The sequence below is a fragment of the Mycobacterium farcinogenes genome, from assembly GCF_019739075.1.
GTDB classification, from domain to species: domain Bacteria; phylum Actinomycetota; class Actinomycetes; order Mycobacteriales; family Mycobacteriaceae; genus Mycobacterium; species Mycobacterium senegalense.
Window position 1 is genome coordinate 3,699,865 of sequence record NZ_CP081673.1, and the last position, 23,761, is coordinate 3,723,625.

Annotated in this window: 13 protein-coding genes; 2 read left to right on the forward strand and 11 right to left on the reverse strand. The window is 67.2% G+C overall.

Going from position 1 to position 23,761, the window contains the following annotated elements; translation table 11 throughout:
- The first annotated feature begins 208 nt into the window (after nt 1-208).
- Both K6L26_RS17630 and K6L26_RS17635 read left to right on the forward strand, forming a co-directional pair.
- On the forward strand, nt 209-1,453 hold the full coding sequence (locus K6L26_RS17630) for a glycosyltransferase (RefSeq protein WP_019345245.1): 1,245 nt from the start codon (nt 209-211) through the stop codon (nt 1,451-1,453).
- A gap of 11 nt (nt 1,454-1,464) precedes the next feature.
- Nucleotides 1,465-2,172, forward strand: a complete 708-nt coding sequence (locus K6L26_RS17635; protein ID WP_221850964.1) for a GAP family protein — start codon at nt 1,465-1,467, stop codon at nt 2,170-2,172.
- A 3-nt stretch (nt 2,173-2,175) separates the two neighbouring features.
- On the opposite strand, the gene K6L26_RS17640 is transcribed toward K6L26_RS17635, so the two are convergent.
- The 11 genes from K6L26_RS17640 to mutA all read right to left on the reverse strand — a co-directional run bounded on the left by K6L26_RS17640 (nt 2,176) and on the right by mutA (nt 23,637).
- Entirely contained in the window at nt 2,176-3,504 is a 1,329-nt protein-coding gene (locus tag K6L26_RS17640; protein WP_221850966.1) for a hypothetical protein, read from the reverse strand.
- A gap of 18 nt (nt 3,505-3,522) precedes the next feature.
- Nucleotides 3,523-5,274: an AMP-binding protein gene (locus K6L26_RS17645; RefSeq protein ID WP_221850968.1), complete on the reverse strand. Its 1,752-nt coding sequence runs from the start codon at nt 5,272-5,274 to the stop codon at nt 3,523-3,525.
- Between the two features lie 14 nt (nt 5,275-5,288).
- Nucleotides 5,289-6,680, reverse strand: a complete 1,392-nt coding sequence (locus K6L26_RS17650; protein ID WP_221850969.1) for a hypothetical protein — start codon at nt 6,678-6,680, stop codon at nt 5,289-5,291.
- Between the two features lie 4 nt (nt 6,681-6,684).
- Complete coding sequence (locus K6L26_RS17655) at nt 6,685-8,046, reverse strand: hypothetical protein (RefSeq protein WP_221850971.1); 1,362 nt, start codon at nt 8,044-8,046, stop codon at nt 6,685-6,687.
- A 28-nt stretch (nt 8,047-8,074) separates the two neighbouring features.
- Entirely contained in the window at nt 8,075-9,523 is a 1,449-nt protein-coding gene (locus tag K6L26_RS17660) for a condensation domain-containing protein (RefSeq protein WP_221850973.1), read from the reverse strand.
- Between the two features lie 52 nt (nt 9,524-9,575).
- Nucleotides 9,576-15,857 (reverse strand): sulfolipid-1 biosynthesis phthioceranic/hydroxyphthioceranic acid synthase, encoded by a 6,282-nt coding sequence (pks2, locus tag K6L26_RS17665; protein ID WP_221850975.1) that lies wholly within the window; start codon nt 15,855-15,857, stop codon nt 9,576-9,578.
- 975 nt (nt 15,858-16,832) lie between these two features.
- Nucleotides 16,833-18,098 (reverse strand): esterase/beta-lactamase LipL, encoded by a 1,266-nt coding sequence (locus tag K6L26_RS17670; protein ID WP_221850976.1) that lies wholly within the window; start codon nt 18,096-18,098, stop codon nt 16,833-16,835.
- A 76-nt stretch (nt 18,099-18,174) separates the two neighbouring features.
- Nucleotides 18,175-18,507: a DUF4333 domain-containing protein gene (locus tag K6L26_RS17675; protein WP_221850977.1), complete on the reverse strand. Its 333-nt coding sequence runs from the start codon at nt 18,505-18,507 to the stop codon at nt 18,175-18,177.
- A gap of 9 nt (nt 18,508-18,516) precedes the next feature.
- Nucleotides 18,517-19,491 carry a methylmalonyl Co-A mutase-associated GTPase MeaB gene (gene meaB, locus K6L26_RS17680; protein ID WP_019343920.1) on the reverse strand — a complete coding sequence of 325 codons (975 nt, stop codon included), beginning with the start codon at nt 19,489-19,491 and terminating at the stop codon, nt 18,517-18,519.
- A 2-nt stretch (nt 19,492-19,493) separates the two neighbouring features.
- A complete protein-coding gene (gene scpA / locus K6L26_RS17685) occupies nt 19,494-21,755 on the reverse strand; it encodes a methylmalonyl-CoA mutase (RefSeq protein ID WP_221850979.1) in 2,262 nt (753 codons plus the stop codon).
- 1 nt (nt 21,756) lies between these two features.
- Entirely contained in the window at nt 21,757-23,637 is a 1,881-nt protein-coding gene (gene mutA / locus K6L26_RS17690) for a methylmalonyl-CoA mutase small subunit (protein ID WP_221850980.1), read from the reverse strand.
- Nucleotides 23,638-23,761: the final 124 nt, after the last annotated feature.

Consider the following 23,761-nt stretch of genomic DNA (forward strand, 5'->3'; position numbering starts at 1 on the left):
GCGCAGCAATCATCGAAGGCTGCGGCGACGCCGGATGAGACGCCAAATCGGCCTCCCAATGGCAAAGTCGCCGAACAGCATCCATCAGCTGGCGTGCCGACGTCGCAGGCGGTTCCTGCCGAACCTGGCAGGCCATGAACCCACCGCAACCGCTAGCGTGTAGCGGAATCCAGGCGTTCGGCGCCTTGAACCGACAGTGGGGTAGCCAGTGAAGTTTGTCGTGGCAGTCCACGGAACCCGCGGTGATGTCGAGCCGTGCGCCGCCGTCGGTCTGGCCTTGCGCGACCGTGGCCACGAAGTTCGGATGGCTGTGCCGCCGAACCTGATCGAGTTCGTCGAGAAAGTCGGGCTGGCGCCGGCAACGGCCTACGGAGTCGATTCCCAGAAGCAGCTCGACAACGACGTGTTCCGTAACTTCTGGAAACCGCAGAACCCCGTCACCGCCCTGCGTGAAGGCATCGCCTACATCGCCGAAGGCTGGGCGGACATGAATGCCGCTCTGGCGCCGCTGGCACACGGGGCAGACCTGATCCTGACCGGGACCACCTACCAAGAGGTCGCCGCGAATGTCGCCGAGCACCATGGCATTCCGTTGGCCGCTCTGCACTATTTCCCGGCCCGCCCGAACAGTCAGATCGTCCCGGTGCCGGCCCCCAAGTGGTTGATCGAATCCGGGTTCGCCGGCCTGGAATGGGCGCTGTGGCGGCTGTCCAAGAAAGCCGAAGACACCCAACGACGAGAACTGGGCCTGCCGCCGGCACGAGTCCGCTCGGCCCGGCGCGTCGTCGACAGTGGTGCGCTGGAGATCCAGGCGTACGACAAGCTGCTCTTCCCCGGTTTGTCCGCGGAATGGGGCGAGACACGGCCGTTGGTCGGCACGATCACCATGGGCCTGGGCACCGACCACGACGACGAAGTGACATCCTGGGTCGGCGCCGGGCCGCCGCCGATCTACTTCGGATTCGGCAGCATGCCGGTCGAGAACCCTGCCGAGGCCGTGCAGATGATCTCCGACGTGTGTGGCGAACTCGGTCAGCGCGCGCTGATCAGCGCCGGCGTGTGGGATCTGCCGGCTGTTCGGCAAGCCGAACACGTCAAGGTGGTGGGCGCGGTCAACCATGCCGCGGTCTTCCCGCTCTGCCGTGCCGTCGTCCATCACGGCGGTTCGGGCACCACGGCCGCGGGCCTGCGGGCCGGGGTGCCCGCCCTGATCCTGTGGGTCGCAGCCGATCAACCGATCTTCGCCCGTCAGATCAAACGGCTCGGAGTCGGATCCGCACAGCGGTTCTCCAGCGTCACGGCCAAATCACTGCGAACTCAGCTGGAGAAGATCCTGCGGCCGGAATACGCATCGCGCGCGCGGGCGTTCGGCGCCGGGATGACCGCTCCGGACGTCAGCGTCGCGAACGCGGCGACGCTGCTCGAACAGTCCGCCGCGGCGGGCCGCCGGTAAGGTCGTCAAGCATGTGGACCACCGTTCTGGCGCTTGCCATCGCGGTGAACTTCGACCCGACCCGAATCGGTTTCATCCTCGTCGTGCTGAGCCGGCCCCGGCCGATCCTGCAACTCGCCGCCTACCTGTGCGGCGGCGTGCTGATGAGCGCCGCAGTCGCGGTTCTCGTGGTGTTCGTGGTGCACCGTGGGTTGTTCAGGGTCCCTGAGATCGACGGTGCCACAGTGCAACTCGTCGTGGGCGTGCTGGCAGTGCTGCTCGCGGCGTTCTTGGCCACCAACGTCTCCGTCGGCGCCCTGTCACGCAAAGCCGTGCCGGTCGGAGCTGCCGAGCCAGAGGTCGGCGACGCCGGCGTGGTGCCCGTAGCCGAAACGCCCGGCTGGCTCAAAGGCAGGGCGCTGGGGACCTCACCCTGGGTGTCAGGTGCGATGGGCGTCAGCACCGCACTACCTTCGGTCGAGTACATGGCGTTGCTCGTCGTCATCGCTGCGTCGAGCGTGTCCGCATGGGCGAAGGCACTGACCATCGGCGGCTATCTCCTGGTAGCCAACATCGTGTCCGCGGCGCCGCTGGTGAGCTATGCCGTTGCACCGGACCGGACACAGTCCGCCCTCGCATCCTTCCAGCGTTGGATCCGGGCTCGCCGGCGCCGCGATTTCGCGCTGGTGCTCGCAATCGCCGGCATTTTGCTGATCGCCCTCGGATTCGCCGGGCGCTGAGCGTTATTCGACGACGCCGGACAACCCGAAGTCGTCCAACCCGGCCCGCACCGTTGCGCGCAGAGCCTCCTTGGAATTCACGGCGCCGACTGTCCACGCCCCGACGCTGATGAATATCCGGCCGTTCACCCGTCCTGACACCAGCGAAAGGTAACCGCCGATCCGGTTGAGCACGCGGGTGGTGATCTGAGGCTCCAGAAGGCGCAGCGAGACTAGGTCCGCGTCGGTACCGTCGGGACGATTCATCGCGGGGTCCAGTTCGCCGATGTTGGAACAGCCGATCGGGTTGTCGACGGACACCACCATCGCCTCGAGTCTGCGAACCAATGCCTTAGGCGTGAGCGGAGTCAACGGCAAGGGCGCGAGCAGCCGAGCCGACAACTCCGCGGACTCGGCGAGGGCCGCCTTCATCGCACTGCGGACCGCGCTCAGGTCGGTGGTCACGGTGTCGGGATCGGCGCGCATCTTTGCGGCGATCAACGCGTTGGCGCGCGTGTCGGTCGGGGTGCGCTCGCTGACCGGCCACGACAACATAACCGTCCCGTCGGCACCGGGGCGCCCCAGTTTCTGCCCCAGCCGCGCGGCCACCCCGGCGAACAACGAATTGCTCGTGCCGCCAAGCCTTCTCGCCCGGTCGTCCCACTGCTCCACGTCGATGAACACCGCAACAGTCGGGGCCAGCACCGGGAGGTCATCCCCCGCCGGCGGTACGTCGGCCGCGGTTTTGAACGAGGACGCAAGATCCTCACGCTCGGCGCGGGCCACCCGCACGGCAGCAACTGCCGCCCGGCCGATGTCGGGCACCGACCGGAAAGCAGCCCGGGCATCCTCGGCCAACGCTTGCCTGCGCGACCGCGATCCCGGCTCGGGATAACCCAATTCACGTTTCGCGCCGGTCACCGCCTCGGCGACCGACATCGTCATGGCCTGCCCGTCGACCACGGAATGCGACGCCACCAGGGACACCGCCGCACCTCCGTCACTGAAGGGCTGTACACCGAGGTGCCACGCCGGTCCTCGCTCGGGATCGATCGGACGCCGGATCCGGTCGTCGGCCCAGGCCCACACGTCGGCGCGTGGGCAATCGCTCACCGAGACTTCGAGATCGGCCTGCGCCGGCGACGCGACCCACCGGTGCCGCCCGAACTGCAACGGTGACCGCTCGATCCGCCGCCCCAGCAGACCACCTGCCAGGTTGCGCTGGAATCGGCGGATTCCGTCCAGATCAACCGGGCGATCGTAGATCCAGGTGTACTGCATGAGCGGTCCACGATCCAGGGCGCGCAGGCTCAGAAACGATGCCTGGTCGATGAAGGCGAGTCTGCAATCCACGTGTGTCGGGTACTCGCGCTACGCCGGCTGCAGGGCTTCGTCGAGCCGGTTGAACTGACCGTTCTGGTACTGCTCCACACACGAGGCGCGCCGGATCTTGCCGCTGGTGGTGATCGGAATCGCACCGCGGGGCACCAGTACCAAGTCGGCGGCACTCAGCCCGTACGCCTGTGAAATCGCCGACGCCACATCCCGTTTGATGGTCAGAAGATTTTCCGCCACCGCTTCCTCGGTATCGCCGCGCTTCTTGACTTCGATGATCGCGACCAGTTGCTCGGTGCGGTCCTCCTCCACCCCGATCGCCGCGACACGGCCGCCGGTGATCTCCTGGATGGTGGCTTCGATGTCGTCGGGATAGTGGTTGCGCCCCCGGACGATCAGCAGATCCTTGATGCGCCCGATGATGAACAGCTCACCGTCGGAGATGAAGCCGAGATCTCCCGTGCGCAGCCACGGCCCTTCCGGCGTACCGGGCGACGGGCTGGGCAGGGTCGCGCCGAAGGTGTACTCGGACTGTTCAGGCTTCTCCCAGTAGCCGAGGCAGTTGTTCTCGCCGTGCGACCAGATCTCACCGACGGCTCCGGCCTGAACTTCCAGGCGCGTCTCGGGATCCACGATCCGCACCACCGGTGATTCCGGAGTGCCGTATCCGACCAGCTGAGTACCAGACCCGAGTTCACACCGCTCGGCGTGCCCGGCCGACAGCTTCTCCGTTTCGAAGGCCACCACGCTGGGCGGACCGGGCTCGCCGGTGGCGACATACAGCGTCGCCTCGGCCAAGCCGTAGGACGGACGCAGTACGTCCTCCGAGAAATTGAACTTGCCGAACCGCTGGGCGAAACGCTTCAGGGTCGCCTCGTGCACACGTTCGGCGCCGCTCCATACCGCGATCACACCGCTGAGGTCGACGCCGGCGAGGTCCTCGTCCGAAGTGCGTCCGACGGCCAGCTCGAAGGCGAAGTTCGGTCCGGCGGTGACGACCCGGGGGTAGCTGCCCATCATCTGGACCCAGCGGGCCGGCCGTGCCAGGAAGGCGAACGGAGTGGTGAAAACCGTGTGCCAGCCACCGAGGATCGGGGCCACGACACCGAGCATGAGACCCATGTCGTGGTAGAACGGCAGCCAGGAGACCACATTGGTACCCGGTGGCGGAACCTTGCCGAAGTGCGGGAAGAAGTCGCACATCATCTGCCCGAAGTTGGCGGTGAGGTTGCGGTTGGTCACCATCACCCCGGCCGGGGTGCGGGTAGAGCCAGAGGTGTACTGCAGATAAGCCGTCTCCGGGCGGGCCTCGCGACTGCTGATCGCCTTCACCCGTGCGTCGAAATCGAGGGTGTCGACCGAGACCACCGCGGGAGCTTCCGAATCACCCTGCTGGACAGCGTATTCAGTGACCGCCGGGGCCGACGGCGAGGTGGTGAGAATGACCGAAGGACGGCAATCGGTGAGCACCGCGGACACCCGCTCGTCGTGCACTCCGCCCATCGGCACCGAGAGCGGCACCGCGATGAACCCGGCCTGCAGCGATCCCAGGAACGCGATGACGTACTCCAGCCCCTGCGGAGCCAGGATCACCGCCCGGTCACCGACCGAGCCGTGCTGCCGAAGCGCGTGCGCCAGCACCCGCACTTTGCGGTACAGCTGCGACCAGGTCAGGGTGACGGACACGCCAGCGGGATCGTTGTCGAAATCCACGTAGGTGTAGGCGTTGTCGTCGGGTTGCAGGCTGGCACGCTCCTGCAGCACCCCGATCAGCGTCGTGTCGATCATCGATTCAGCCTTTCTCAGCCGTTCCAGTCAATCTCGCCGGTGAGATCGAACTCGGCCAGGGTCTTTGCCGCCAACTCGGCCAACCTGGCCTTCGAATTCTGTTCGCCCGCTTGATATCCGGTGATCCCAATGGAGACCTTGCCGCCGACCCGGGAGGACACCAGCACCAGCTGGCCGTCGGCATCCTCCAATTCCTGTCGGGTGGTGCCCTGGTCGACGCCACGGAACACGATGTATTCGGCTTCCGTGCCGTCCACCCGGGTCACGTCCGATGTGAGGTCCCCGAGATTCGAGCAGGACACCGGTTGGTCGCCATTTCCGATGAAGCCGTCGGCCACCTGTTTCAGGAATCCCTTGGGCACCAGCGGGGTCAGCGGTAGCAGTTGCAGGGTCTCGTCGGGATGGTCGCGCAGCGTCTTGAACGCTTGCCGGATGACGCCACGGGCGCCGGACTGATCGGTGGTCACCGTCATCGGGTCCACTCGCGCGGTCGCCAGGGACATCGCGTTGGCCCGGGTATCGCCGTCCGTGCGATCGTTGACCGCGATCAGCAGCGTGACGTCACCATCCGGCCCGCACCGCCCCATGCTCTCCCCCAGTTTCGCCGCGAAACCTGCCAGCATCGAATAGCTGTTGCCGCCAACCGCTTCCGCGCGCGCATTCCAGTCCGCGAGATCGACGAACACCGAGATCGCGGGCAGCACCGTTGTCGCGTCGCCGTCGGGCACCACCCGGACCGGCCTGCCCTCCTCACCCGCGGGGGCATCGGGATTCGGCTTGCGAAGCAGCCGTACGGCGACGGCGGCCGTGCGGGCCACCTCCGGAATGTCGGCCACGGTTTGGCGGACATCGCGCACAATCGCACGCAGCCTGCCGCGCGACTTCGGCAGCGGATAGCCGAGATCGAGCTGCCGGCCGGCGATCGCGTCCGCCACCACCATCACTCCCCCGACGCCGTCACCGAGACAGTGGGAAACCACCACGGTGACCGCGGTCGAACCGTCGGTCACCGGCAGCACCCCCATGTGCCATCCCGGCCCGTGTTCGGGATCGATCGGCAGTTGCGCCCGTTCGTCGAGCCAGTCGCCGATCTCGGCGCGGGGTCGCGGCTCGTCGACATGGAGTGGAGCTTGGGGGCCGAGCGCGGAAACCCAGCGGTACCGGCCGAATGGCAGCGGCGAACGCTCGATCCGGCGGCCGAACAAGCCTCCGCCGAAATTCCGGTGGAAGCGCCGCAGCCCCTCGAAGTCGACCGGATGGTCGTAGACCCAGGAGCACTGCATGACCTGCACGCGGCCGGTGGCACGCATCATCCGCACCGCGGCCTCGTCCCACAACGCCAACCGGTTGTCCGGCAGATCGGTCGACGAGTTGAATCGCCTTGTCGAAGAATGTGATCGGGACATCGGACTACTCGATCACGCCGGCGAGCTCGAAGTCAGCCAGGGTCTCGGCCACCAGGGCGTGCAGCCAGGGCGTGGAATTCTCCCCGCCCGGCTGGTAGGCCACGATGCTCAATGACACCTTGGCGTCGACCTGGCAGGCGACCACGGTCAGCAGTCCACGACGCTGTTCGAGAGCTCCTCGGGTGGCGTAGCGGTCGATGCCCCGGAAATACAGGTAATCGGCTTCGGTGCCGTCGGCCAGAGCCACCGCAGCCGGGACCTCCCCCATGTTCGAGCACGACACCGGCAGATCGGCGGCAAATCCGAAGACCATGTCAGCCATCTTGCGCACCACCCGTTTCGGGATGAACGGAGTCAGCGGAAGCAACTGCAGGGTCTCGTCAGGATTGTCGCGCGCGGAGGCCAAGCCGGCTTTGATCGCGGCCCGAGCGCCGGACAGATCCGTGGTCACCCTGGCCGGGTCGATCGCGACATTGACCAGTCGCACCGCGTTCGCCCGGGTGTCCACGCATTCCAGGGTGCGGTCGTTCTGCGGGATGTTCAGCGTCACGGCGCCATCCTCGTCACGTACCCGCCCCATCGCTTCGGCGAGCCTGGCCGCCACTCCGGCTACCAGCGAATAACTGTTGCCGCCAAGGGTCTTCGCCCGCAGATGCCAATCCTCGGCATTGACGTAAGCGGTGACCGCCGGCATGTACACGCGCTCGTCAGCACCGGCCACCGCACGCGGCATGGCCGCCCCGGACCGCGAGATGTCGCCGCGTCGACGCCGGGCGAGCTTGGCCGCGGCCACCACTGTGCGAGCCACCTCGGGCACGCCACGCACAGTCTCTCCCAGATCCGACCGGATCGCCCGCCAGCGGGTCCGCGACGCCGGAAGCGGATGGTTGAAGTCGGTCTTGTTGCCGTACACCGCATCCAGGATTGTGAGGATGCCGCCGCCGCCGTCGCCCAGGCAGTGGGATCCCACCAGGCAGATCGCGGTCGAGCCGTCGGTCATCGGAAGCACGCCCATGTGCCAGCCCGGCCCACGTTCAGGATCGAGGGCCATGGCCGCCCGCTCGTCCACCCAAGCGCCGAGTTCACCACGCGTGCGCGCCTCGGCGATATCCAGTTCTGCCTGAGGCCCCGGCGCCGAAACCCACCGATGCCGGCCGAACGGCAACGGCGAGCACTCGATTCGCCTGCCGAAGACGCCGTGGCCGATACCCTCGTAGAAGCGCCGGACCCCGTCGTAGTCGATCGGGCGTTCGTAGATCCACACACATTGCATGACGGCTTCCTGGCCCGTGGCGCGCAGGCCCAGGAACATCGCCTGATCGGTGAACGACAGCCGATCCTCGGATCGCGTCACAGAACCCGTCATCGCGCAGAAACCTCCGGCATGTCCGTGCTCACGCTGTCTTCAGCCCGAGGCCCGCTCGGGCACCGGCCTCGCCGGCGGTGACCACCTCGTCGTGCCCCTCCACCACCCGTAGGTAGGCGGCTTTCATGGCTTCGAGGTAGCGGAGCACCGACTCTCGCGCCACCGGGTTGCCGGGGAATGCGGCGGTGACGGTGGTGCAGTCCTCGACCCGGTTCACCCACATGCCGACCTGGAAGGCCGACCGGGAATCGCTGTAGAGGGTGCCGTTGAGCCGCTGCCATTCCGCGATCACCGCGGGCGAGAGCAGGCCGGCATCCAGATACGACAGCATCGGAACGCCTGGGTCCGGGCTGCGGATACCGCTGTCGGGGTCTGCCAGCTCCAAGACACGCTCGAACGGGACGTGCGCGAGGTCCATGCCACCGTCGAACGACTGCTGGGCGACGCGGGCGGCGGCGCTGAACGACGGCGTGGGAACTTCGACCGTGATCGGCACCAAACCGGTGAACCAGCCGGTCGTCATGAACTCGTTTTCGCTGCGTCGCGTCGTGGTCGGGGTGATGACCCGATAGGTGTCCTCACCCGTCAGCGCATACTGCGCAAGCGCGCCACAGGCGAATACGCCCCCGCTGAACCGCGCCCCCGCCGCAATGCAGGCCTGCTCGAACCGGTCACCCTGTTCCTTGTCGAGCAGTTGGACGGTGATCACGTCACCGGTGTGCGGCAGCGCCGGGTCCCCGAGCGGAAACGGGAACCGCGGCAGGGTTCCGTCGTTGGCCTTCAAGAACGTGATCCAGTCCCGCACTTCCGGCGAGTTCAGATCGAGTGCCGCCGTGTACTTGCGCTGTTCCAGGCAGTACCGGTCGTAGCTGCCGGCGTCGGGCAGTTGCAGTGGCGCGGCCCCGTGGACCAGCGCCTGGTACATCATGTGGATCTCGACGAAAGCCAGCCCCATGAACATCGCATCGGTGTGGACGTGGTCGACGCTGATGTACATCGTGAAATGACTGTCCCGCTGGATGATCCCGAAGCGGAAGCAGTCCCACTGCCAGGGGTCCGGTGTGGCGAGGATGTGTTCACGCCATTGATCGGCCGTCATCTGGCCGTGCTTGGTGGGCACGAACTTGATGTCGCGAGGGTTGCTCACGGTGCGCCGACGAATCGAACCGTCCTCGACGTACTCGAACCAGCTGTGGAACGTGTCGTGCCGGCGCAGGTAGGCGTTGATGACGTGAGACATCGCACGGATATCGCAGCGGCCCGGGACATCCCAGGCCGGGATGTTGAGCCGGGCCATGTCGGTGCCCTGCGACACGTGCTTGCGGAACGCCAGCAGATGCTGCTCCTGCTGGTAGCTCACCGGCACATCACTGACCGGCGCTTCGGCCACCTTGGCCACCGATGCCTGCGATGGATTCCACGACACCACTTCGCCGGGCTCGCCCGACCAATCGTGAATGGGTTTCATCGCAACCACTGCGTATCTCCTGTCTTGATGATCACGCCGGACGGCGCCGCGCTGCCCACCGTCACGACGGAACCGACACGGGCGAATCCGGAGCCAGTGCGTCACAGAGGCGTTCGGCCAGAACCCGGATGGTGCTGATGTCTGTCGCGCCGACCCGGATACCCGTCTCAGCCTCGATCCGGGTACGGACCTCCAGGGTTCCGAGCGAGTCGAGACCGTATTCGGCCAGCGGGCGGTCCGGATCGACGGAACGGCGCAGGATCGTGCTGATCTGCTCGGCGATCATCTTGCGCATCCGGACCTGCCACTCGGCCGGCGGAAGGGCGCGCAATTCGGAGAGGAACGCGCTGCCGCCCGCGCCGCCACGCGATCCGGCCGATGCGAACGCTTCGGCGAACCGACTCGTCTGCGCGAACGCGACGAGCCACGGCGTCCCGAGCACCGGCGCATATCCGGTGTAGGCCCGGTTGTGGCGCAGCAGCGTCGTGAACGCGTAAGCCCCTTCGTCGGGTGAGATCGCCGCACCCGAATCCGCGGCCAGGCCGGTACCGCGACCGATCTCCGACCATGGGCCCCACGCGATCGCCAGCGCGGGCAGCCCCTGGCTACGCCGCCAGTGGGTGAACGCATCCAGCCAACTGTTGGCCGCGGCGTACGCGCCCTGCCCCGGCGAGCCGACCAGGGCCGCCGCCGAGGAGAACGAGCAGAACCAGTCCAATGACTGACCCAGGGTGGCCTGATGCAGATTCCAGGCACCGTAAACTTTTGGTGCCCAGTCTATTTCGATGAGCTCATCGGTGATGTTGGCCAGTACGGCGTCTTCGACCACGGCCGCGCCGTGCAACACTCCACGCAACGGCAACCCCGTCGCGCACGCCACTTCCACCAGGCGGGCTGCGGTGCCGGGTTCGGCGATGTCACCCAGCTCCACAGCGACTTCTGTTCCGCCACTGCGTATCCGGTCGATGACGGCCAGGGCGTCCGGAGACGGCTCGGAACGACCGTTGAGCACGAGCCGGCCGCAACCAGCCGTCGCGAGCGTCTCGGCGAGGAACAACCCGAGACCGCCCAGGCCGCCAGTGACGACATAGGCGCCGTCCGACCGGAAGGCAGGCGCTTCTTCCGGCGGGACCACCGCCGGGATCTGTCCGCCTTCAGGGATGTCGAGCACCAGCTTGCCGGTGTGCTCGGCCGCCCCCATCACCCGGATGGCGGTGGCACCGTCCTGCAGGGGGTAGTGCGTGGTCTGCGGCAGCGGCAGTGTTCCGTCCGCGATGCGCGCGTAGCAGACCTCCAGCAGACGCCGAAGGGTGTCGGGCTCGGTCAAGGCCAGCAAGGCCAGGTCAACCGCATAGAACGACAGATTGCGGCGGAACGGGAAGAGCCCCAGCCGGGTGTCGCCATAGATGTCCCGCTTGCCGATCTCGACGAAGCGGCCGCCGAAGGACAACAGTTCCAGGCCGGCCCGCTGAGCTGCGCCGGTGAGCGAGTTCAGCACGATGTCGACGCCGTAACCGTCTGTGTCCCGCCGGATCTGGTCGGCGAAATCAACGCTCCGCGAATCGTAGACATGCTCGATACCCATGCCGCGCAGTAAATCCCGCCGGGCTTCACTACCCGCGGTCGCGAAGATCTGGGCCCCCGCGGCACGCGCGATGGCTATCGCGGCCTGCCCCACACCGCCGGTAGCGGAATGGATCAACACCTTGTCGCCGGCCGAGATCCTCGCCAGATCGTGCAGGCCGTACCAGGCGGTGGCGTGCGCGCTCGGCACCGCCGCGGCGCGGCTCATCGGCACCCCCGCCGGCAGAGTCACGGCCATGTTCGCGTCGCACGTGACGAACGTCGACCAGGCACCGTCGGCCGATATGCCACCCACCTGATCGCCGACCTGGTGGGTGACCACTCCGGCGCCCACGGCGGTGACCACGCCGGCGAAATCCGCGCCGAGTTTCGGCAGCCGTCCCTCGAAGCTGGGGTACTTGCCGAACGCCACCAACACATCAGCGAAGTTCAAGTTCGACGCGGTGACCGACACCTCGATCTGCCCGGGTCCCGGTGCCACCCGGTCGAAGGCCGCCAGTTCCAGCGACTGGATGTCACCGGGCACCCGGATCTGCAGCCGCATGCCCTCGCGGGCCGGGTTGACCACGGTCCGCTGGCGCTCCTCCGGCCGAAGCGGGCCCGGAATCAACCGTGCCACATACCAATTGCCGCCTCGCCAGGCAGTTTCGTCCTCGTCGGACCCGACCAGCAGTTGCGCCACGACACGCGCCGGGTCGGTGTAATCGTCGACGTCGATCTGGCTGGCTCGCAGCCGCGGATGCTCCGTACCGATCACCCTGATGAGACCGCGAAGGCCCGCTTCCTCCAGGTTGGCGGAGTCCTCGGCCAACACCGTCTGGGCGTTGCGCGTCAACACGTGCAGGCGTGGTGGTTCACCGAGCACCTCGGGCAGTTCCCGGGCGATGTGCACCAGGTGCCGCACGTTGTCACCGGCGCGGGCGCCGGCCTGGTCGTCGGTGATGCCGTTGCGCGGCGCGGTCACCACGAGCACGTCGCTGAACGGGCGAGCGGCAAGATGCTCACGCAGCCGCGCAGCGCGCGCGGCGTGATCGGACCGCTGCGGCCACGCCATGGTCGTCACGGCGACCTCGTGCGCCTTCAGCGTGTCGGCCAGCCTGGTCGCCATCAGGTCCGCCGCATCGGACGTGCTGATCAGCAGCCAGCGGCCCGGATCCCGGAAATCCGGTTCCGGTAGCTCCTGCTGACGCCACTCGATCGCCAGCAGCCGGTCGTTGAGCGTGCGCTCACGCTGGCCGCTCGCTGAAACGCCGGTGCCCAAGCGCAATCCGCCGATACTCAGCAGCACGGCCCCCTGCTCGTCGAGCAGGTCGATGTCGACTGCCACTCCGGCCGGGGTGATCTCGGTGACCCGCGCCAGGCAATACTGCACATTGCGAGTCGACCCATGGGCCCGAAGGTGCCGCACTCCCAGCGGCAACATCAGGGCGCCGGTGAGGTCACCACGCAAGCGGGGATGAACACCGACTGCTTGGAAGCAGGCATCGAGCAGTGCCGGGTGGATGCCGTACATGCCCTGCTGCGAACGAATCGAACCGGGCAGCGCGACCTCGGCGAGCACCGTGTCGGCAGTGTCGCCCTCCGGCGCGCCGACATACGCGGCGACCAGACCGGAGAAGGCGGGGCCGTACTGGATCCCCCGCTCGGCGAAGCCGGCCCGCATCTCGGCCCCCTCCACCCGCTGCGGGTGGGTGTCGAACAGCGCGGCGATGTCATAGCCGGCCGGCACCGACGCGGCGTCGTTGCGGCTGATCCGAGCTGCGGCGCGCCGGACACGCTCACCCTCATGCACCGTTTCGACCACGAAATCGGCTGCCCCGTCGCCGGTCACGGTCGCCGACGCCGACACCAGACTCTGTTCCTCGAGCAGGAGCATCTGATCGAACGAGATATCGCGCAGTTCCGCGGCATCCCCGACGACCGCCCGCCCGGCCGCCAGCGCCATCTCGCAATAGACCGCACCCGGCAAGGCTGCGACGTTGTGCACCTGGTGATCACCCAGCCACGGCTGCGTGTCCGTGCCGACGTCGGACTGCCACACATGGCGTTCGGGTTCTTCGGCGAGCCGCACGTGCGCGCCGAGCAGTGGATGCACCGCGAGCACGGCCCCACCGGGGGCGAGCTCGTTGGGATCGCGAACCAGCATCAACTGCTGGCGATTCCAGACGGGCAACGGTGCGTCGATGAGCCGGCCCTGCTGGCACACCGCCGCGAAGTCCACCCGGGCGCCGGCACTGTGCAAGTCGGCCACCGCCCCGAGCAAGCCGCCGGTCAGCTCCTGGTCGCGCCGCAAGGTGGCCAGGGCCATGTGCGGAATGTCGAGGGTGCGTGCGGTCTGGTCCACGGCGTGGGTCAGCAGTGGATGGGGCGCGAGCTCGGTGAACACCCGGAATCCGTCTTCGAGCGCAGCCTGAACCGCAGCCGCGAATCGCACGGTGTGCCGCAGGTTGTCCACCCAGTAGTCCGCATCCCATTCAGCCAGATCGCGTGGGTCGTACAAGGTGGCCGAGTAGTACGGGATGGTCGGTTCGGCGGGGTCGAGATCGGTGAGCTCGTCGGCGAGCTGATCGAGGATCGGGTCGACCTGCGGGGTGTGCGATGCCACGTCGACCGCGACCTCGCGGGCCATGATGTCGCGGCTCTCCCACTCGGCGATGAGCGCGCGGATCGACTCCTTCGCCCCGCCGACCACGGTCGACTTCGGTGACGCCACCACCGCCAGCACCACGTCGTTGACGCCGCGTGCGGCCAACTCCGACAGCACCTGCTGGGCGGGCAGCTCGACCGACGCCATGGCACCGGCACCGGCCAGGGTCGCCATCAGCCGCGAACGTCGGCAGATCACCTTGACGCCGTCTTCGAGCGACAGCACCCCGGACACGACCGCGGCGGCCACCTCACCCATCGAATGTCCGATCACGGCACCGGGTTCGGCGCCCCGCGCACGCAGGGTCGCCGCCAACGCGATCTGGACGGCGAACACCGTGGGCTGCACCCGGTCGATGCCGGTCACCACGTCGGGTGCCGTCATCGCGTCGGTGACCGAGAATCCGGACTCACGCGCGATGAGCGGATCGATCTCGGCGATGGCCGCCGCGAACGCAGGCTCGGAGGCCAGCAGCCCGGCACCCATCCCGGCCCATTGCGATCCCTGGCCGGAGAAAACCCATACCGGACCGCGATCGTCCTGCGCCACGGCGGGCTCGAAAGGCACTTCGCCGTCGGCGATCTCACGCAGCCCGGCGATCAAGCTCACCCGATCCTCGGCGAGTACCGCGGTGCGCACCGGCCGGTGCGCACGTCGGCGCGCCAGCGTGTAGGCCAGATCGGTCAGGTCGACGTCGGCCCGGTCGGCCAGCCACTCGGCCAATCGGCCCGCGGTATCCCGAAGCGCTTCGGCAGATGTCGCCGAGAGCGCGAACAGTGAGGAACCGGTGCGGCCCCGCGGGCCGGCGACCCCTTCGGCGTCGGGCGCCTGCTCCAGCACGGCGTGCACGTTGGTGCCGGACAAGCCGTAGGACGACACCGCTGCCCGGCGCGGATGCGGCCCGGCGACCGGCCAATCGACGGTCTCCTTCGGGACGAACAGGTCTGTGTCGATGCGCGCCATTTCGTCAGGCAGGCGGGTGAAATGCAGGTTGGGCGGAACGATGCCGTGCTGCAGCGCCAGCACGGCCTTCATCAGGCCGACCACGCCCGAGGCCGATTGGCTGTGACCGAAGTTGGTCTTCGACGAGCCCAACGCGCACGGCGCGGCCGTCCCGTAAACGGCAGCCAGGCTTGCGAACTCGATCGGGTCGCCGACCGGAGTGCCCGTGCCGTGCGCCTCGACGAGCCCGACGGTGGCCGGGTCCACCGCGGCCGCGGCCAGCGCCGCCCGGTATACCGCCTCCTGGGCGTCGCGCGACGGGGTGGCGATGTTCACCGTGCGACCGTCCTGATTCACCGCGGTACCGCGAATGACTGCCAGCACACGATCACCGTCGCGTTCGGCGTCGGCCAATCGCTTGAGCATGACCACCGCGGCGGCCTCTCCGGCCACGAACCCGTCGGCCGCCACGTCGAACGCGTGGCAGTGGCCGGTCGGGGACAACATGCCCTGAGCCGAACCCGAGGCCAGCTTGCGGGGCTCGAGCACGATGCACACCCCGCCGGCCAGAGCGACGTCGCTCTCGCCGTCGTGCAGGCTGCGGCAGGCGTTGTGCACTGCCAGCAAGCTCGATGAGCAGGCCGAGTCCACCGAGTAGGCAGGGCCGTGCGCACCCAGGTGATAGGAGATCCGGCCGGAGGCCAGGCTGAAGTTGTTGCCGGTGAAGCCGTAGGGCCCCTCGATCGAGTGGGCATCCGCGGCGAGCAGCTGGTAATCGCCATGGGTGAGCCCCATGAACACCCCGGTCAGCGATCCGGAGAGGGAGGCCGGGTCGATGCCCGCGTGTTCGATCGCTTCCCAGGCGGTTTCCAGGAGCAGGCGATGCTGGGGGTCGATCGCAGTGGCCTCGCGTTCGCTGATCCCGAAGAATCCGGTGTCGAACCCGGCCACGTCGTGGAGGAACGCTCCCCACTTCGACACCGACCGGCCGGGGACCCCGGGTTCTGGGTCATAGAACTCCTGGGCGTCCCACCGCTCGGCGGGTACCTCGGTGACCAGGTCGTCACCTTGCAGAAGTGCCGCCCAGAACTGTTCGGGAGATTCGATCTGGCCCGGGAGCCGGCAGCCCATGCCGATGACGGCAATCGGGGTCACTGGAGTCTCGGCCAAGTCGGCTCAACCTCTCTCGATGTGATCTGCGAGCAAAGCTCCGATCAACGTACTAAGACTGTGGAAAAGAATGTGTGCCACGTTGTCATCGACGCACGGTACCGAATCCCCATATCCGGCTCGAGTCGTTGCCAACGAAGGTCCGTAGCGTAGCGTGCGGCCCACCCTAGATGTTGGAAACATCCGATCTCAAAAACGGTCGCCTGTTCGCTGGCGGAAGCGATTAGCAAAAACTGACAGGGCCAGTCAATTTACCTGGTGCGACACCCGCAAAGGTCCTGGCACCACCTGGAGCTACCCGAATTCGCTTGCAGTGCAGCACTATTGGTAACAAACGACCAGACCATGATCGAAGCGTAAGTATTTATCCCGCTAACTAGTCGCGCGTCGCTTTCAACATGGGCGAACACCATTTCGCATGTTGTCCAGCGCACGCAAACGGTGTCCAATTTCGGGTTCACAGTTAATCCACAGTCACGCTGACTCAAGTTAGCTGGCTACCAGTACGCAAACTGCCGAAACTGTAGTTGAACCGAATTCACGTTCCGCTCATCCGACGCGCGATTACGGTACGAATGTGTACCCGATTCACCCATCAGCTAATGGTGGTGCTTGACTATGCAACGTGATTAACCTGCGGTGATCATGACGAGACCCGGACGAGTCGCAATCCTGGGACGTGCACGTACCAATGTGGGGCACCGAGGCCGAGCCGGTTGAGATGCAGACCACCGGCGAGGCGCGGGCGTGACAGAACCCACAATCTGTCTACTGAAGCAAATCGTCGCAGGTTAACGGTGGACATGCGCTGCAACGCAGGAAAGACCGTCCCAAATCTGGGACATCATGTGACTTAAATCACGGCATGCCGGCGGCGGTACACCACCGTTCCCGGACCGCTTCCCACCAGCCGCAACGAAGAAGCCGGCCTGACGGTATCCGTCAGGCCGGCTCGGAATCGGACAGCGGAACGGGCTATCCGGCCACGGGTTTGGACACCTCGTGCGGTGCCGCCCCGAGATCGGGCACGGCGGCGTATCCGCGCTCACGCGCACGAGCCACGTCCTTGCGAATAAGTGCGTTCAGACCCACGAACGCGGCCATGTCGAGCACCATCGGGGTCAACAAGCGGTTGTGCACGAACCCGATCGCCAGGCCGCTGGCCGGATCCGCCCAGCCGACCGAACCGCCGAGCCCGACGTGCCCGAATCCGGGCATGATCCCGAACGGCACCGAGTGGTACCCGAGGTGGAAGCCGAGCGGCACCCCCAGATTCCGGTCCGCGCGGATACCAGACGCACCGGTCAACCCGGCCACGGTGCGCTCGGACAGGTATTCCACGCCGTTGAGCCGGCCCCGGTTGGCGATCGCGCCATATATCCTGGCCAGACCGCGCGCGGTAGCCACGCCATTGACCGCGGGCGCCTCCGCGTCGAGGAAAGGAGTCTCCCCCTGAACGAGCGACATCACGCCGGGGAAATACATCGAGCCGAACGCGCCGGAGAAGTTCAACGCGGCAACCCGCGGCGCCACGAAGTCGAAGAAGTAATTGGGCCAACGCCGTTGCGGGCCGAGAATCTGCGCGGCCCGGGTGGGAGCGTGCAGCGGTGGGCGCCCAAGGTGTAGCCCGTCGGTGCCCAACGGCTCCGCCAGCTCGGTGCGGATCAGTTCGCGCATACCCTTCCCGGTGACCGCGCGGGCCAGACCCGACAACAGCCAGCCGTAGGTCAGCGCGTGATAGGCCGGCTTGCCGTACAGAAGCGAGTTCACCGGCGCAGCGGCGACCCGGCTCTCCATCACCAGGTGATCCAGTAGATCCGCTTTGCTGACGCCGTTGAGCTGGGACAGCCCTGCTTCGTGCGCCATCACCTGCCGCACGGTGATCGCGGATTTGCCATTGGCCCCGAATTCGGGCCAATACGCACTCACCGGCAGGTCGTATTCGAGCAATCCGCGGTCGACGAGCCGGTGGATGACCGTGGAGGCCATTCCTTTCGTCGCGGAGAACACCATCGCACCGGTGTCAGCTGTCCAGTGCTGCGTACCTGCGCGGTCCGAGTAGCCGGTCCAGACGTCCACGACAGGTTCACCGTCCTGAAGGATCGCCAGCGCTCCACCGCCGTACTTGCGGCCGGGAAACAGCTTCGAGAACCCGCGAACGGTACAGGCGAAGTTCCTGTCCGCTGCGCCCTGGACACCATGTGGGAGCGCCTCGTCGCGCTCACCGTTGTGATCGGTCACACACCTGAATTTACCTGGACCCCCGGCAAATTCCAGACGCGTTATCCACCTGTTAGCCCTGAGATGGGCCAACCGGTCACGAGCTCGGCTTGTCGTCCACCTTGAAGTCCACATTGACCTTTCCGGACTCGACAGCCTTGACCGTCGCCGTGACGCCGTACTTGGTGCCGTCCTTGGCTGTCAGCACACAACGCTGGGTCGTCCCCACCTTGCCGACGATCCCATCGTCGCAGGTCACAGACTTGGCTTTGCGTTTGGCCGCGGCTTCCAACTTCTCCTTCGCCATGGTTTGCAGCTTGGTCTTGGCCACCGTTGGTGCGGGATCGGTCGAACCGCCACCGCCACAACCGGTCAACACCGCACCACCGACCATCGCGGCGGCCAGCAGCACACGCAGATTCGCCATCATGTCCTCATCTCAGTCGGCCGCGTCGAGTATTTCCTGGGCAGCCAGGGCCGGGGTCAGTTCGCCCTCGCGCACTCGGCGCTCCACCTCGTCGCGGATACTGCGGACGCCGGGATGCGACATCACCCGATCCAACACCGTGTCACGCACCATGGACCAGGTCCAGTCCACCTGCTGTGCGCGACGCCTGGCCTCGAACTCGCCGGCCTCGGAGAGCACCTCGCGGTGTTTGAGCACCGTCTCCCACAGCTCGGCCAACCCGTGGCCTTCGATGGCACTCATCGTGAGAACCGGTGGCCGCCAAAGTGTTTCGCGCGGATAGATGAGACGGATGGCACCGGTCAGTTCACGAGCGGCTGCCTTGGCCTCGATCGCGTGCTCGCCGTCGGCCTTGTTCACCACGATCACGTCGGCCAGCTCCAGCACACCCTTCTTGATGCCCTGCAGCTGGTCACCGGTGCGGGCCAGGGTGAGGAACACGAAGGTGTCGACCATGTTCGACACCGTGACCTCCGACTGCCCCACCCCCACCGTCTCGACCAGGATCACGTCGTAGCCCGCCGCCTCCAGCAGCACGATGGTCTCGCGGGTGGCCTTGGCCACCCCGCCGAGCGTTCCCGAGGTCGGCGACGGCCGGATGTAGGCATCGGGATGCACCGCCAGGCGGGCCATCCGGGTCTTGTCACCCAGGATCGAGCCGCCGGTGCGGGTCGACGACGGATCCACCGCCAGGACCGCGACCCTGTGCCCAGCCTCGATCAGGTACATACCGAGGGCTTCGATGGTCGTCGACTTGCCGACGCCGGGAACTCCCGTGATGCCGATGTGTTGAGCTCTGCCCGCCTCGGGCATCAGCTCGAGCAGCAACTGTTGAGCCTGGTCACGATGGTCGGCGCGGGTGGATTCCACCATCGTGATGGCCCGCGCCAGTGCGGCGCGGTCACCACTGCGGATAGCGGCCGCCAGCTCGGGAACTGATGCAGCCACTACTAGCTCAACTGGTAACCGAGCCGGTCTGCCAGCTTCTGCAGCAGGCCGATGGCCGCCTCGGCGATCACGGTGCCCGGCGGGAAGATCGCGGTAGCTCCGGCTTCGTAGAGCTCGTCGAAATCCCCGGGCGGAATGACCCCGCCGACGACGATCATGATGTCGGGACGACCCACCTCGGCCAACGCATCACGCAGTGCGGGCACCAAGGTGAGATGTCCCGCCGCCAGCGAGGACACCCCGACCACATGCACGTCGTTGTCGGCGGCCTGACGGGCCACCTCCTCCGGAGTGGAGAACAGCGAGCCCACGTCGACGTCGAAGCCGATGTCCGCGAACGCCGTCGCGATCACCTTCTGCCCACGGTCGTGACCGTCCTGGCCCATCTTGGCCACCAGGATGCGCGGCCGTCGGCCGTCGGCCTCGGCGAACTTGGTCACCAGGCTGGTTGCCGTGGAAAGTGGAGTGATGTTTCCGGCTCCGATCTCGTCGCGGTAGACGCCCGAAATCGTACGGATCTCTGCCTGGTGGCGCCCGTACACCTTCTCCAGAGCGTCGGAGATTTCACCGAGAGTGGCTTTGACGCGAGCGGCGTTGATGGCCAGCGCCAGCAGGTTGTTGCCCAACCCATCCTCGCCCGCCGAGCCGGTCGCCTCGGCGGCACGGGTGAGCTCGGCCAGGGCGGCCTGCGTGGCCGACTCGTCGCGCTCGGCGCGCAGCTGCTGCAACTTGGCCAACTGTTCGGCCCGCACCCGGCTGTTCTCGACCTTGAGGACCTCGATCTCCTGGTCCTCGTCCACCTGGTACTTGTTGACCCCGATCAGCGGCTGCGCCCCGGAGTCGATCCGGGCCTGGGTGCGGGCTGCGGCCTCCTCGATGCGCAGCTTGGGGATGCCGTCGCTGATAGCCTGCGCCATGCCGCCGTGCTCGTTCACCTCATGGATGTGGGCACGAGCCTTTTCCGCCAACTGATGCGTCAGCCACTCGACGTAATACGAGCCGCCCCACGGGTCGATCGGCCGGGTGGTGCCCGACTCCTGCTGCAGCAGCAGCTGGGTGTTGCGGGCGATCCGCGCGGAGAAATCGGTGGGCAGGGCCAGCGCCTCGTCCAGGGCGTTGGTGTGCAGCGACTGGGTGTGCCCCTGGGTGGCCGCCATCGCCTCGATGCAGGTGCGGGCGACGTTGTTGAACACGTCCTGCGCGGTCAGCGACCAGCCCGAGGTCTGCGAGTGGGTCCGCAGTGACAGCGACTTGTCGTTCTTCGGGTCGAACTGGGCCACCAGCTCGCTCCACAGCAGGCGGCCGGCGCGCAGCTTGGCCACCTCCATGAAGAAGTTCATCCCGATGCCCCAGAAGAAGGACAGGCGCGGCGCGAACTTGTCGATGTCCAAACCGGCGTCCAGGCCGGCCTTGATGTACTCGACGCCGTCGGCCAGCGTGTAGGCCAGCTCCAGATCGGCTGTCGCCCCGGCCTCCTGGATGTGGTAACCCGAAATCGAGATCGAGTTGAACTTCGGCATCTTGGCGCTGGTGTAGGCGAAGATGTCCGAGATGATCCGCATCGACGGCTTGGGCGGATAGATGTAGGTGTTGCGGACCATGAACTCTTTGAGGATGTCGTTCTGGATGGTCCCGGCCAGCTTCTCCGGCGCCACCCCCTGCTCCTCGGCGGCGACGACGTAGAGCGCCAGGATCGGCAACACCGCACCGTTCATCGTCATCGACACCGAAACCGTCGACAAGTCGATGCCGTCGAACAACTGACGCATGTCGAGGATGGAATCGATTGCCACACCGGCCATTCCGACGTCACCCTGCACGCGCGGATGGTCCGAGTCGTAACCGCGGTGGGTGGCCAGGTCGAAGGCGACCGACAGACCCTTCTGGCCGGCGGCCAGGTTGCGCCGGTAGAACGCGTTGGATTCGGCGGCGGTGGAGAACCCGGCGTACTGGCGGATGGTCCAGGGCTGGTTGACGTACATGGTCGGGTACGGCCCGCGCACGAAAGGCGGGGCGCCGGGGAAGCTGTCGAGCGGGTAGCCGGCCTCGGCCACCTCGTCACGGTCGGCGGCGATGTACACGGGCTTGACGTCGATGCCCTCGGGCGTAGACCAGGTCAGTTGCTCGGCGGCGTAGCCGTGCGCGGCGGCGGCCGCCGCGACATGCTGTTCGACGGCCTCCGGGGTCGCCGGGCGAGCCGGGCCCTCCCCGCGCAGCGGGACGTCGGCGAAGCTACGGATCTCTGATCCTGTTGTGGCAGTCATCTCAGGCCCCCAGTCCGGTGAGCAGGTTCGACAAAGCTTGGACCGCATCGATTTTGGCGGTCAGGTATCCGTCGGGTTTCGAGTCGGCCTCGGCGACGGCCTTCTCCGGGCCGGCCAGCAGCACCTCGCGGACACCGGCGGCCCGCGCCGCCGCTACCGCGTCCGAGGCCTCAGCGCCGTAGCGGGTGTCAGTGCCGCACAGCACGGCCACCGACGGTGCACCGGCTTCGGCCACGGCCCCGGCGATCGCAGTAGCGTCGAGGGGTCCGGGGTTGATCGCCTCGATCCCGCCGGAAGCCAGCAGGTTCGACGCGAACGTGGCCCGGATGTTGTGCTCGGCCAGCGGGCCGAGCGGCAGCAGCAGCACCTTCGGCCGGGCTCCGTTGGCCGCCAGAAAGGCGTCCGAGCGGTCGCGCAGCGCCTCGAACCCGGCCGCGTAACGCGCGATCGACGATGCCGAAGCTCCTTGTGGGAGCGGCTTTTCGTCAAGGTTCGGGAACTCGTTGACACCGGTGATCGCGGTGCGTCGGTGGGCGATGTCGTCACTGCGCCGGGCTGCCACCTCGGCGATCTGGGCGGTGATGTGGTCGCGGGCAGCGACGAATCCGCCACGCGCCTCGATGTCCTGGAAGTGTGCCCACGCCTGCTCGGCCAGTTGCGCGGTCAGATCCTCCACGAACCAGGAACCACCGGCGGGGTCGAGCACCTGACCGATGTGCGACTCCTCCAGCAGCAGCACTTGTGTGTTGCGGGCGATGCGGCGGGCGAAGCTCGTCGATGTCCCGTCCAGACCGCCGGGAATCGCGGCGTCGAACGGAAGCACCTGCACGGTGTCGGCTCCCCCGACGCCCGCGGAGAAGGCGGCCAGCGTGGTGCGCAGCATGTTCACCCACGGGTCGCGCTGGGTCATCATCGGCAGCGAGGTCACGGCATGAATGCGCGCAGCTCCGGCGTCATCTGCACAGTCGGCGCCGACCACCTCGGCAACGCGAGCCCAGAGCTGCCGTGCGACGCGCAGCTTGGCGATGGTCATGAACTGATCGTCGTCAGCGGCGTAGCGGAAACTGATCTGGCGCAACGCATCAGGCACCGAAACCCCGCTGTCGCCGAGGATGCGCAGGTAGGCGACGGCTGCGGCGATAGATCCCGCGAGCTCCCAGGCCGCGCTGGCACCGAGGTTGTGGAAGGCCGGGCCGTCGACGGTGATCGCACGCACTCCGCCGGAGTAACCGGTGAGCTTGGCGACGGTTGCCAACAGGTCGGCGTCGTCGACGGCGGACCGCCCGGACAGCGGCGCGGTGAGCGGATCGGCGCCGAGGTCGATCGCCAGCCGCGAGCGCTGGTCGTCGTCGAGGTTTTCGAGGAGGGGCAGCAGCGCGCCGGCCGCGGACCCTAGATCCGCGCCGGCGTTCCCGACGCCTTCGAAGATCACCGGCACCAGGTCCAGGTACACGCCGTCGAGCAGTCGGTCCAGTTCGCCCAGGGCGATACCGTCCTCGCCGCCGACCCGCAGGGCCAGCGCGCTGGCCCCCTCGGTCAGCGCCACCAGCACCGCACCGTTGACCGTGCCCACGGCGGTGCCCGCGACCGCGGGGAAGCTCTCGACGACCTTCCAGCCGGACTTCACGTCACGAAGGGCGTCGCCACCGCGCACGAACGGCCACTGCCCCGGCAGGCTGGGCTCCGGAAGGGCGTCCAGGCTCGTGTACAGCGGCCGGATCGCGAAACCTTCGTAGGTTTGCGAATCCAGTAGGCGTTCCGGCTCGGCAGGCAGATCGGCAACGTCCCGCCGACTGCTCTTGGCCAGCACGCCCGCGACGGCCGTCCGCCACTGCTGACGGTCCGACTCGACCGCACTACTCCCCTGTAACGACACCCGCATCTCCTGTTATCGCAGCGTGTGACCTACCCACTCGTCCATCAGGCTAAATGATCGCCATCACGACGCTGACCGCCGGTGGGCGGACTCGCGGTTACACCCAACGGTGCTCCGCGCCGTCGGCCCG